Origin of the sequence: uncultured Tateyamaria sp., assembly GCF_947496075.1 — a bacterium.
In the GTDB taxonomy this organism is placed as follows: Bacteria; Pseudomonadota; Alphaproteobacteria; order Rhodobacterales; family Rhodobacteraceae; genus Tateyamaria.
Genome location: NZ_CANMBJ010000004.1, coordinates 804655 through 816863 on the forward strand (window position 1 = coordinate 804655; position 12209 = coordinate 816863).

At 56.9% G+C, this 12209-nt stretch carries 12 protein-coding genes; 4 read left to right on the top strand and 8 right to left on the bottom strand.

Annotated elements, in window-relative coordinates:
* Positions 1-29 precede the first annotated feature (29 nt).
* From Q1A51_RS16315 to Q1A51_RS16325, 3 genes are read right to left on the bottom strand one after another with little or no spacing between them, the layout of a single operon-like run.
* Complete coding sequence (locus Q1A51_RS16315) at positions 30-1202, bottom strand: CCA tRNA nucleotidyltransferase (protein ID WP_299600730.1); 1173 nt, start codon at positions 1200-1202, stop codon at positions 30-32.
* Positions 1175-1774, bottom strand: a complete 600-nt coding sequence (locus Q1A51_RS16320) for a CoA pyrophosphatase (protein WP_299600732.1) — start codon at positions 1772-1774, stop codon at positions 1175-1177. The genes Q1A51_RS16315 and Q1A51_RS16320 overlap by 28 nt, the downstream gene beginning before the upstream one ends.
* Positions 1767-2753, bottom strand: coding sequence for an Hsp33 family molecular chaperone HslO (locus Q1A51_RS16325; protein ID WP_299600734.1), 987 nt, complete (start codon positions 2751-2753; stop codon positions 1767-1769). The genes Q1A51_RS16320 and Q1A51_RS16325 overlap by 8 nt, the downstream gene beginning before the upstream one ends.
* Positions 2754-2829: 76 nt before the next feature.
* On the opposite strand from Q1A51_RS16325, the gene Q1A51_RS16330 reads away from it, so the two are divergent.
* Positions 2830-3267: an NUDIX hydrolase gene (locus Q1A51_RS16330; RefSeq protein WP_299600737.1), complete on the top strand. Its 438-nt coding sequence runs from the start codon at positions 2830-2832 to the stop codon at positions 3265-3267.
* On the opposite strand, the gene Q1A51_RS16335 is transcribed toward Q1A51_RS16330, so the two are convergent.
* Positions 3255-4538: a SpoIIE family protein phosphatase gene (locus Q1A51_RS16335; protein ID WP_299600740.1), complete on the bottom strand. Its 1284-nt coding sequence runs from the start codon at positions 4536-4538 to the stop codon at positions 3255-3257. The two genes, Q1A51_RS16330 and Q1A51_RS16335, sit on opposite strands and share 13 nt — an antisense overlap.
* A 149-nt stretch (positions 4539-4687) precedes the next feature.
* On the opposite strand from Q1A51_RS16335, the gene Q1A51_RS16340 reads away from it, so the two are divergent.
* Complete coding sequence (locus Q1A51_RS16340) at positions 4688-5005, top strand: Hpt domain-containing protein (RefSeq protein WP_299203271.1); 318 nt, start codon at positions 4688-4690, stop codon at positions 5003-5005.
* Positions 5006-5016: 11 nt separating this feature from the next.
* On the opposite strand, the gene ilvA is transcribed toward Q1A51_RS16340, so the two are convergent.
* Positions 5017-6243, bottom strand: coding sequence for a threonine ammonia-lyase IlvA (gene ilvA, locus Q1A51_RS16345; RefSeq protein WP_299600743.1), 1227 nt, complete (start codon positions 6241-6243; stop codon positions 5017-5019).
* Positions 6244-6360: 117 nt separating this feature from the next.
* Here ilvA and Q1A51_RS16350 point away from each other — a divergent pair, with 117 nt between their 5' ends.
* A complete protein-coding gene (locus Q1A51_RS16350; RefSeq protein WP_299600746.1) occupies positions 6361-7578 on the top strand; it encodes an argininosuccinate synthase in 1218 nt (405 codons plus the stop codon).
* On the opposite strand, the gene Q1A51_RS16355 is transcribed toward Q1A51_RS16350, so the two are convergent.
* Positions 7571-8275 carry an HAD family hydrolase gene (locus Q1A51_RS16355; protein WP_299600748.1) on the bottom strand — a complete coding sequence of 235 codons (705 nt, stop codon included), beginning with the start codon at positions 8273-8275 and terminating at the stop codon, positions 7571-7573. The two genes, Q1A51_RS16350 and Q1A51_RS16355, sit on opposite strands and share 8 nt — an antisense overlap.
* A gap of 122 nt (positions 8276-8397) precedes the next feature.
* Here Q1A51_RS16355 and msrA point away from each other — a divergent pair, with 122 nt between their 5' ends.
* Complete coding sequence (gene msrA, locus Q1A51_RS16360; protein ID WP_299600751.1) at positions 8398-9057, top strand: peptide-methionine (S)-S-oxide reductase MsrA; 660 nt, start codon at positions 8398-8400, stop codon at positions 9055-9057.
* Here msrA and Q1A51_RS16365 read toward each other — a convergent pair.
* Together Q1A51_RS16365 and Q1A51_RS16370 are read right to left on the bottom strand one after the other, a co-directional pair.
* Positions 9054-9929, bottom strand: coding sequence for a ribokinase (locus Q1A51_RS16365; protein WP_299600753.1), 876 nt, complete (start codon positions 9927-9929; stop codon positions 9054-9056). The genes msrA and Q1A51_RS16365 overlap by 4 nt on opposite strands.
* Entirely contained in the window at positions 9929-12184 is a 2256-nt protein-coding gene (locus Q1A51_RS16370; protein ID WP_299600755.1) for an NADP-dependent malic enzyme, read from the bottom strand. The genes Q1A51_RS16365 and Q1A51_RS16370 overlap by 1 nt, the downstream gene beginning before the upstream one ends.
* Between the last annotated feature and the right edge of the window lie 25 nt (positions 12185-12209).

Sequence of the window (12209 nt, forward strand, 5' to 3'; positions counted from 1 at the left end):
ACATGACATAGCGTCAGGACCCTGAATTGTCACGGGTACAGCAAGTCATCTTTTGTTTTTGACAGGTCAGAGTCGAGCCAGATTTGTTTCAGCGCCTTGAGTTCAGCGCCCAGCGCTGGTCCATTGAGGTGCGGTAAATCACTGGCGTTAATCGGAAAAACGGCGCTTGCCCCGGCTACAATTTCGTCAATTTGCACAGTCGTAATCGGGACATTTCCGTAGGCGGACCGAAGCAGAAACGCGCCCCGCCCGGCTTCCACACCGCCCATCTGCCCGAGGACTTTGGGACCGCCCACTGCCGTGGATAGGGTGCGGATCGAATCGAGGTGACGCTGATCGCGCCGCGACATCCGCAGGCGGCCCTGAACATCCTGACCGCCCAACGCCGCGAGGCGCGCAATGGGATCAATCGGAGCATCAACCATCTGCTCCAAATGAACCAGCGGCCCCACATAAGTGGGGTCAGAACCAGGCAGAATCTTCCCCAAAACACCTGTGTGTTGCATGATGGACAAGGCCGGGGCTGGGTCAGGAGCGCCTAGCAGTTTCAGCATCTCGGCTCCTACCCGTTCGGCCGACAGGCTTTCCAGACCGCCCAGATTTTCGGCGATCCCGGCAAGCGCGTCCGCATCCCACGCTGCATCTGCTGGGGCATATTGTGCGTTGAATCGGAAGAAACGAAGAGTGCGTAGGTAGTCCTCGCGAATGCGCTGCCCGGCGTCTTCGATAAACCGGACCCGACCGGCACGCGCATCCTGCAAACCATGCACCGGATCGGCAAGCTGACCATGCCGGTCCGCGTACAACGCGTTCATAGTAAAATCGCGTCTGCGCGCATCTTCGGCCAGGTCAGTCGAGAACGCGATGACAGCACGCCGTCCGTCCGTCTCAACGTCCCGGCGAAATGTTGTCACTTCGAATGGTTGATCCTCAACAACCACCGTTATTGTGCCGTGGTCGATGCCCGTAGGGACGGCGCGAAAGCCGGCTCTTTTGGACAGCTCCATAACCTGATCCGGCACTGCATCCGTTGCAATATCAATGTCCGAGATCGGAACGCCCATCACCGCATTGCGCACGCAGCCGCCCACGAAATAGGCGCGGTGACCGCCATTCTCCATAGCAACACAAAGCGCTTGTGCAGCCGGATTGCTCAGGAAATCCGTATCCGGGTCTAGGTGTGTGGCAGAAGGTCCGTCCATGCCCGCAATATACGCGCGGTTGCGCCCCAGATGTAATAGGGTCCGTATGGAACCGTATAATACATCCGCTTTTGACCGCGCCAACGGCGGGCTTCGACAACGTAGTTCTCGGGTGTCAGCACGTGGGCGAGCGGGACGCGAAAAACCTCTGATACTTCCCCGGCTTCCGGTGTCGCATCGAACTCGTTTTTCACCAGCGCGACCACCGGGGTCACATTGAACGACGTTACAGTCTCGTGAGGGGCAAAGGTGCCGAGTACATCGACATTGCGATCCAGCAACCCGATCTCTTCGCGCGCTTCGCGAAGTGCAGTTTCAATCAGGTCCCGGTCGCTTTCGTCACGCTTGCCACCGGGAAACGCGATCTGCCCCGGATGGTGCTTGAGTGCCGAAGACCGTTTGGTGAGGATCAATTCATACCCGTTCCGCCCCTCGATGATCGGGACCAACACGGCAGCCGGGCGTAGTTTTCGACCAGCCGGCAGATCAACTCCGCTGTTCAGATCAAAGTCCGACGATGCGGCGCCTGATTGCTCAAGCGCCGCACGTGTTTGGTCAAGAAGATCAGGCACCGTCCTGGGTTTCCGCTTCGAATCCCACTGTGGCCGGGTCGAGATCATAGTGCGCGCCGCAGAATTGGCAGTCTGCAGTGACCCGTCCTTCTTCGGTGGTCATCTTCTCTATATCCCGGGCCGAGTAGATGGACAGGCTTTGGCGCACGCGATCCTCGGAACAGGTGCATCCAAACCGGACAGGCTGCGCATCAAAGACACGTGGGGTTTCCTCGTGGAATAGGCGCAAAAGCAGATCGTTTGGCGCCAGTTGCGGGCCAATCAACTCCATCTCTTCGACCGTATCCAACAAGATGTTTACACGGTTCCAATTCTCGGACTCGTCGCCCTCCAGCAGATCATCAGACCGCAGTACATCACCATTTCCTTCGGACGTTGCGGCAAAGGGCGACGCCTTGGGCATGTGCTGCAGCATGACGCCGCCCGCGCGCCAGCGTTCCGGTGCACCCGGTTCCGTCGACTTGCCAAAGCTCAACTGGAAGCGGGTTGGCAACTGTTCCGATTGGGCAAAGTATGTTTCGGCACAAGCCGCAAGTGATCCGCCGTCCAACGGTGTAATTCCCTGATAGGGCGTCATCCCGGTGCCTTGGTCGATCATTATGGCAAAGTAGCCGTCACCCACCTGGTCAAAGGGGCTGCTATCCGTCAACCGGTCGCGGTCAAAGCTGGCATATGCCCGGATGCGGGCAATGTCGCCTTCCTTCTCGGGCCCATAGTAGTCGGTCGCGATCATGCGAACCGGCCCCTTGGACTGGACCTGCAACGACAGCTTCCAGCGCAGCTTGATCGTCTGGCCAATCAATGCCGTCAGCAAAGCCATCTCTGCGACCAGCGCTTCGACCTGTGCGGGGTAATCATGTTGTTTCAGGATGCCATCCAACACTCCGTCCAGACGCGCAACGCGTCCGCGAATGTCGGAAGCATCAAGTTGGAATGGCAGGACGGTATCGTCCCACGCGAGTTGCGAACCGAGTGTCATTGGGGTTTCCTTTGGCGCCAGTCATTGGCATATCGCGACTATATAAGGCAGCGAGCAAAAACTGAAAGGGGGGCGCATGATCCGACGATTTGGCCAGCAGCCCGACCCGAAACGCAGGTACACCACCAGACCCGGCGCCTATGCCATCCTGCCACGCGGTGCATCGCTTTTGTTGACTTTGCAGAGTACGCCCGAGCGGGAGTTTCAATTGCCGGGCGGTGGCATCGATCCGGGTGAAAGCGTCATACAGGCCCTTCATCGAGAGGTGTATGAAGAAACCGGGTGGCGCATTGCGTCACCTCGCAGGCTGGGTGCCTTTCGGCGGTTCACCTTCATGCCCGAATACGACCTGTGGGCCGAAAAGATCTGCCACGTTTTCGTTGCGCGACCCGTCATGCGCCTAGGCAATCCTATTGAGCCGGATCATACCGTCGCGTGGATGGCTCCAGAAATTGCGATGGAGGCCGTCTATAATGACGGGGACCGGATGTTCCTGAGACGCTACTTCGGCTGATCCGGGCCACGATACTCGAACAATATGCCAGATACATCGTCTGGGAATGTTGCTTCGCCGGCAAACTCAGTGAGGCGCCAAAGCAATGCCTCAAAAAATGCGGGTCCTGTGACGTCTGACAAATCCCGCATCATATCCTCCAATCCTGACTCTTGCAGCATGTCACCATCGTCCCTGGGGCATTCGGTAACGCCGTCGGACAAGAGCAGGATGCGATCACCGGGATGCAATTGGGCTTCGAATTGTGTGAATGAAATTCCCGACATCAGCCCAACCGGAAAACCACCAGGTCCATTCTGTTCAATGGACCCGTCCCGTCGTTGTACCGCAGGATGCGGATGACCTGCTTGCGCCATGCGAACATGACCAGTGTTCAAGTCCACATCAGCCAAAAGAAGGGTAAAATAGTGCTCGGTCTCCATCTCATCGAGGACAAGATCGTTGAGTGTTTCAATCACATCCTCCGGGGGCAAGAACGCATATGTTCCGTCATCACACCGCCGCAAGGCAACATTCTGATCGGGCGCAGCTGCAGACAGGTATCCCGCAAGCCGGGCCGTCATCAGGGCGGAACTGATCCCATGGCCAGACACATCAATCGAGAACAGGCCCAGATGCCCCACTTGCGCCGGAAAGAAGCCCACCAGATCACCACCCACGTGACCACTGGACCGCAACATCAGGCTCAAGTCGCCTGTTTCAAACGACTTGTACCGCTCACGCACAAGCGACTGCTGAAGTTTCTTGGCTTCTTGCAAATCGCTGTCGAGCGAATCGTATACACGTTGCAATTCATCCAGTGTGTCGGTGATCAGCCGGTTCTTTTCCGTCAGCTCGCGCTGCATATGCAGAATACGCTCACCCGCCGCGATCCGCGCCCGCAATTCGTTCGCGTCAACCGGCTTGGTGACGAAATCATCCGCACCCGCTTCAAGGCCCATCGCGATCTCGGCCTTCTCACTCTTCGACGTCAAAAGGATGAAGTAGCCGTATCTGTCCTGGCTCACCTTTCGGAACGCATCACAGAATTCCAGCCCGTTCATGCCCGGCATCATCCAGTCGCTCAGCACCAGATCAGGCAGCGTATGCTTGCATATCTCAATCGCTTCTTCAGCGGATCCCGCCTCGTGAACCTCGAACCCCCAGCGTTTGACCGAACTGGACAGAATCTTGCGTTGCAAACGACTGTCGTCAACGATCAACACCCGCTGGGGTGCATCGGTATCATCGGGTGCAGGAGGCACCTCCTGCTGGATCAACTCAACGGTCATTTGCTGTGTATTCCAACTGCTTGAACGCTTGATAGTCAGGGCCGCTTAACACCCCGTGAAGCGCCGTCGCTGATTGCCTAAACCTTTAACGGTCACCATTCCTTAAGGGTGCTCGTGCTCAAAAGCGGACGCAATTGTTGGAGACAGCCATGATTGATTGGGAACGAGTAAGCACTTTACGTGCCGAAATCGGCGAAGAAGATTTCGAAGAAGTTGTACCGCTTTTTATTGAAGAGGTGACTGGCATAATCGACGGTCTGCGCGATGGACCGGATCTATCCCGACTCGAAGATGATCTGCATGCGCTCAAAGGCAGCGCTTTGAATCTCGGTTTCACTGATTTTTCCACGCTCTGCCACAAGGGTGAAGCGATGTCGGCAAAGGGGAAAGCGGCCGAAGTGGACGTGCCCGCCATTCTGGACAGTTTCGATGCGTCCAAAGCTGCTTTCACTGATGGGCTTTCATAAGGTCAAGCCGCCTAAATCACGAACTGAGCCAGAGTCTCATCATTGGTAATGTCGGTATAGGTGAAGCCCCCCGCATCAAGTTCGGCCAGAAAGCGGTCGAAATTCTCAGGCCGTTTCGTTTCGATCCCGATGAGAACGGAACCGAAGTTGCGTGCGGATTTCTTGAGATACTCAAATCGCGCGATGTCGTCCTCCGGGCCCAGTATGTTCAGAAAGTCTTTCAGCGCGCCCGGACGCTGCGGCATACGCAGAATAAAGTACTTCTTAACCCCGGAATAGCGCTGCGCCCGTTCCTTTACTTCGGGCAAGCGTTCAAAATCGAAGTTGCCACCAGAGGTCACGCATACAACGGTTTTCCCCGCGATCTTGTGTGCGACATCGCCCAGCGCTTCGATAGCCAAAGCGCCCGCGGGCTCCAGAACGATCCCCTCGACATTTAGCATATCGATAATTGTCGTGCAGATTCGATCTTCGGGAATATCAATCACGTCGGCAGGGTCTGCAGATTTCAGACGTTCGAAAGTACGGGCCCCGATGGTCGCAACGGCCGCCCCGTCCACGAAGTTGTTGATCGGAGAGACGTCGACCGGACGGCCAGCGGCAAGTGCCTTGGCCAATGACGGCGCACCTGACGGCTCAACAAAGGTATAGGCGACGCGTTCCTCAAAAAAACTACGTGTTCCCGCAGACAATCCACCGCCACCAACGGGCAAGATGATATGATCCGGCACGCGCCCCAACTGATCTTCAATCTCGACCGCTACGGATGCTTGCCCTTCAATCACGTCCTCATCATCGAAGGGCGACAGAAAATGGGCCCCCGCTTGGGCACAGAAGGCTTGAGCCGATGCAAGCGTGTCGTCGAAATAGTCACCGATCAGACGCACTTCGACATGATCACCGCCAAACATCTGGGTTTTCATGATTTTCTGCTGTGGCGTCGTAACGGGCATGAATATGACTCCACGCACTCCGAAATGCTTGCACATAAACGCGACACCCTGGGCGTGGTTGCCAGCGCTTGCGCAAACAAAGACAGCGTCGTCCTGCATCACCTTTCGCATCGCATTGAATGCGCCACGCAATTTGTAGGACCGGACCGGGCTCAGATCCTCGCGCTTTAGCCAAATATCTGCCCCAAAGCGCACGGACAACACCTCGTTCCGCAACAGGGGCGTCGCGGGAAAAACCGCATGCATCGCGGCAGCACCGGCGCGGGCATCATCTTGAAAGCTCATGTTTTGATCCCCTTGCGGCAATCTCACTGACGTAGCGGCGTGGACAGCACGGGTCAATCTTGCCCCTGTGCCGCAAAACAGCTATCGGCACGCAACTCTTGCAAGGGAAGACAGACGATGAGCGCACCCAAGAAAGTTGTGCTGGCCTATTCCGGCGGCCTTGATACTTCGATCATCCTGAAATGGCTGCAGACCGAATACGGTTGTGAAGTTGTAACCTTCACCGCCGATCTGGGTCAGGGCGAAGAACTGGAACCCGCCCGAGCCAAGGCCGAGATGATGGGTGCGTCGGCCATCTACGTCGAAGATGTGCGGGAAGAATTCGTGCGTGATTTCGTTTTCCCAATGTTTCGCGCAAACGCGCTGTACGAAGGGCTATATCTGTTGGGCACATCTATCGCGCGGCCCTTGATTTCCAAGCGTCTTGTTGAAATTGCCGCTGCCGAAGGTGCCGATGCCGTTGCGCACGGCGCGACCGGTAAGGGCAATGACCAAGTTCGGTTCGAATTGGCTGCCTACGCTCTGAATCCTGATATCAAGGTCATCGCTCCATGGCGTGAATGGGATCTGTCGAGCCGGACCAAGTTGATCGACTTTGCTGAGAAGAGCCAAATCCCCATCGCCAAGGACAAACGTGGCGAAGCCCCGTTTAGCGTGGACGCCAACCTGCTGCACACCTCGTCAGAGGGTAAAGTTCTGGAGGATCCGGCAGAGAATGCGCCCGACTACGTCTATCAGCGCACCGTGAACCCCGAGGATGCGCCTGACACGCCCGAGTACATCGAGGTCGGGTTCGAAAAGGGCGATGCAGTCTCTATCAACGGGGAAATGATGTCTCCGGCCACTGTTCTGACCAAACTGAACGAGCTGGGTGGCAAGCACGGCATCGGTCGTCTGGACCTGGTCGAAGGACGGTTCGTGGGCATGAAGTCGCGCGGGATTTACGAAACACCCGGTGGCACAATCCTGCTGGAAGCGCATCGTGGGATCGAACAGATCACACTCGATCGAGGTGCTGCGCACCTCAAGGACGAGCTGATGCCGCGCTATGCCGAGTTGATCTACAACGGCTTCTGGTTCTCGCCCGAGCGCGAAATGCTGCAAGCCCTGATCGATAAGAGCCAGGAACATGTGACCGGCACTGTCCGCCTGAAACTTTACAAAGGTTTGGCGCGCACGGTTGGCCGGTGGTCAGATCATTCGCTGTACTCTGAGGCGCACGTGACCTTCGAAGATGATGCGGGTGCATACGATCAGAAGGATGCTGCAGGCTTCATTCAACTGAACGCCCTGCGTCTGAAACTGCTGGCCGCGCGCGAGCGTCGGCTCAAGTGATCTTGTGTGCGGCGAGCGCCTCGTAATGGGGCATCGCCGCATCCGCCAGATCAGCATAGGCACCTTCCAACACCGGCAAGGTCCCTTCAGCACCATCAAACCCGGTTGAGGCATGCACGGCGTTGTACCAATGCGCGGCCCAAATGCCGTCCCCAGAGTGACCCCCGGCAGGCCAGGACAGCATGTTTTCAGTCCAGGGCACGCCAATCTTGTTACAAAGCTTCGGCAACATGTCGCTTGGATCGGCGCGGATATCGCTTGAATCCACAACCACCCCGCCCCCGACCTGATCAAAAATCCGCATCTGCTGAACGAACCCCAGATCGTCAAGCACGGGCGCTTCGCGCTTGCGCGCATAGCTGGCTACCACACGCGCCGGATGACGGATCAGAAAAACATGTTGGACGGCTGCCATCCACGCATCGTTCCAATCGGGCAACATGTGATGCGTCATGTGTTTTTGATAGAAAACAGGCTCTAATACTGGCGAAACGAGCGTTTCGGCAACCCGTTCGGGGTCTCGGTCCTGCGACCTCAGAACCGCATCACGCATCGGGTGATCTACACCAATCTGATCCAGATATGCGGCATAAAATGGTTCATCCACCACTTGGCAGTCACCGCGTGCGGCAAAGCTGTACATCATGGCAGTCGACAGGTTGCGTGGACCAGACCACATGGCAATGCGTATCGTCATGCCACGAGGCTAGGTCGGTTTGACTGTTTGGTAAACAACCTCACGCTTGCGCGACCTCTCTGTCCTGTGAGTTGAGAGTGTGTGACGGTAAGGTAATTCTGTCGCCAAAGAGGAGACATGCCATGACATCGCTTCGCACGTTTAAAACTGTATCCCTTAGTCTGATGATTGCACTCGGGCTGCTCGCACAATCCAAAGTGGGTCATGCCCAACAGTTGGAAACGATCACCGTAGCAGGCGGCTGCTTCTGGTGCGTTGAGGCCGATTTTGAGAAGGTGAACGGCGTCACGGAGGCCGTATCAGGTTTTGCGGGCGGTACGGTCGCCAACCCGACTTACAAGCAGGTTGTCAAAGGTGGCACCGGCCACTACGAGGCCGTACAAATCACCTATGACCCGGCCAAAGTATCAGCAGCAACGCTATACGATATGTTCTTCCGCTCTGTTGATCCAACAGACGCGGGTGGGCAATTCTGCGACCGCGGTGACAGTTATCGGACCGCAATCTTTGCCACCGCGGATCAGACGGCCGAAGCCAAGGCGGCCAAAGCCGAAGCGCAGGCCGAGTTGGGCCAAACAATCGTAACGCCAGTTTTGGGTTCGGCCGAATTCTACCCTGCAGATGGCTATCATCAGGACTACTACAAGCAGTCGGGGCTGATCCTCACGCGTTTTGGGCCAAAGTCCAAGGCGAACGCCTACAAAGCCTATCGCGAAGCGTGCGGCCGTGATGCGCGGGTCAAACAGCTGTGGGGTGATGCCGCCCCGTTCGCTGGAAGTTAACCCAGTTTTGCATCCTCGATCTCTTTCAGATCGGGGATGACATCGGCGGTACCAAGGCGGGTGACCATGAGCGCGCCTGCCTGTGTCGCAAGACCAAGCGCCTGACGCATAGGCATACCTCGGTCCAATCCAGCCACCAGATAGCCCGTGAACGTATCCCCGGCCCCGGTTGTATCGACCGGTGTCACTGAAACGGCGGGAACATGCGTTTCCTGGCCCGCTGCATTCAACCACCGACATCCTTTGGCGCCCAACGTAACCACAATGTCGTCCACGCCCAGCGCAGCGAGCGGTTTATCCAAGTTTTCCTCAAGCTGTTCGGCTTCAACCTCGTTCAACACAAGCAGATCAACAAAATCGAGGACCTGTTGCACAGCAATCGAATCAAACGGCGCAGCGGCATATACGACTTTCAATCCCAACCGCTTTGCCATCTCTGCGGCAACGCGTTGTCCATTGGTTTCGTTCTGGGTCAGGAATGTGTCGCCGGGCGACGCCTCAGCCAACGCACCACCGATCATTTCGTCGGCAATTGCCTTGTTAGAGCCTGAAAATAGTACGATCTGATTTTCACCATCGTCAGCAACCGCGATGTTCGCGTGTCCGGTCGCGGTATCTTTCAACACCTCAATCCAGCGTGTGTCGACGCCGTATTCCATCAACCGTTCAACGGTCCACTTCCCGTCCACTCCAACAGCGCCGATATGAGCCACCCGCGCTGCAGCGCGAGCGATGGCAACAGACATGTTGGCACCCTTACCGCCCAGACCTTGGCTGAAATCACTTGCGCCCAAGGTCTCGCCGGGCGCCGGCAGATGCGGCACCCGGTAGACATTATCGATGTTGATTGAGCCGAGGTTCCAGACTGCCATCAGCCCACCTTGCACGCAGCGAGAACGGCCATATTGAGAATGTCATTCGCCGTTGAAACCGAGGAACAGATCTGGATCGATCCTCCCACTCCGGCAAGGATTGGGCCAATAACAGTCGCCCCACCCATCTCTTGCATCAGCTTGACCGAAATGCTGGCCGAGTGGCGCGCTGGAACAACAAGAATGTTGGCCGGTCCGGTCAGACGCGAGAATGGGTAGGCTGCTTGCGCCTGTGCATTTAGGGCGACATCAACGGTCATCTCGCCTTCGTACTCAAAATCCACACCGCGCTGATCCAGCACGACTGGCGCCTTGTGCATCTTTTCAGCCCGCTCCGACACCGGGTACCCGAATGTCGAGAAACTCACGAAAGCGACTCGCGGCTCCAGGCCCATATTCCTGGCGACTACGGCAGCCTGCTCTGCGATATCCGCAAGGTCCTCTTCATCCGGCCACTCGTGCACCAACGTATCCGTGATGAATACGATGCGACCTTTGTGAATGAGCGCGGTAACACCTGCAGCTTTGCTTTTCTCGTTCACATCAAAAACGTGACCGATACGGTCCAGAATATGCGCAGACTTGCGCGTTGCGCCCGTCACAATACCGTCGCCATGCCCATGCGCCAGCATGAGCGCTGCAAACACGTGGCGGTCCCTTGCTGCAAGGCGATGGATGTCCTGCCGGTCAAACCCACCGCGTTTCAGCCGGTCATAGAGATGCGACTTGTAGGCATCCAGATGCGTGGTGTTTGCGGCATTCACCACATCCAACTCGCGCACGGCATCACCCAAACCAGCGGTTTCCAGCTTGGCTTTGACGTCGTCCTGACGACCGACAACCAAGGCTTTGCCAAATCCATTGCGTTGGTACATCACTGCGGCGCGCAAGACGCGGGGATCGTCGCCTTCGGCAAAGATCATGCGGGCCTGGGCAGCGCGTGCCCGAGCGTTGATGCCCGTCAGAATACTGGCCGTCGGATCCATGCGCGACTTAAGGCTGAGTTCATAGGCTTCCATGTCGATGATCGGGCGACGGGCCGCACCTGTATCCATCCCAGCCTTTGCGACGGCAGGTGGAATGCGATGGATCAAGCGCGGGTCAAAAGGGGTCGGGATGATATAGTCGCGCCCGAAGGACAGGGACTTGCCATAAGCCAGCGCAACTTCGTCCGGTACATCCTCGCGCGCCAAAGCAGCAAGGGCATGTGCGCAGGCAATCTTCATCTCGTCATTGATGGCGCGGGCGTTGATGTCCAAGGCACCGCGGAACAAGTACGGGAACCCAAGCACGTTGTTGACCTGGTTCGGGTAGTCACTGCGACCGGTGGCAACGATGGCATCCATCCGCACCTCATGCGCCTCTTCAGGTGTAATCTCGGGATCAGGGTTTGCCATAGCAAAGATGACCGGATTGTCGCCCATGCTTTCGACCATTGCGGGCGTCACCGCACCTTTTACCGATACGCCCAGAAACACATCTGCGCCCTTCATGGCGCTTTCGAGCGTGCGCAGTTCAGTTTTGACCGCGTGGGCTGACTTCCATTGGTTCATCCCCTCGGTCCGACCTTGGTAGATGACGCCCTTGGTATCGCAAACAATGCAGTTCTCATGCCGCGCGCCCATGGATTTCAGCAGCTCAATGCAAGCAATCCCGGCAGCACCTGCCCCGTTTAGAACAATCTTCACATCCTCGATCTTTTTGCCCGAAATATGCAGCGCGTTGATCAACCCTGCCGCACAAATCACAGCGGTGCCGTGCTGGTCATCGTGGAAGACCGGGATATCCATCTCTTCCTTCAGGCGCTGTTCGATGATGAAACATTCGGGCGCCTTGATGTCCTCAAGGTTAATACCGCCAAAGGTGGGTCCCATCAGCCTGACGGCCTGACAGAACGCATCCGGGTCTTCGGTATCGAGTTCAATATCGATGGAATTCACGTCGGCAAAGCGTTTGAACAGGACGGCCTTGCCTTCCATTACCGGTTTTGAGCCCAGCGCGCCCAAGTTGCCAAGTCCCAGAACGGCAGTGCCATTCGAAATGACCGCCACAAGGTTACCCTTGTTCGTATAATCATAGGCCGTTTCGGGATTTTCAGCGATAGCCTCACACGGGACAGCAACGCCCGGGCTATACGCAAGGCTCAGATCCCGTTGGGTCGTCATTGGCACTGTGGCCTGGATCTCGAATTTGCCGGGTGTGGGTTCCATGTGGAACGCCAATGCATCCTCCGGCGTGACCTTTGTCTTGCTCATGTGCGGCTGTCCTCCCGTGACACCA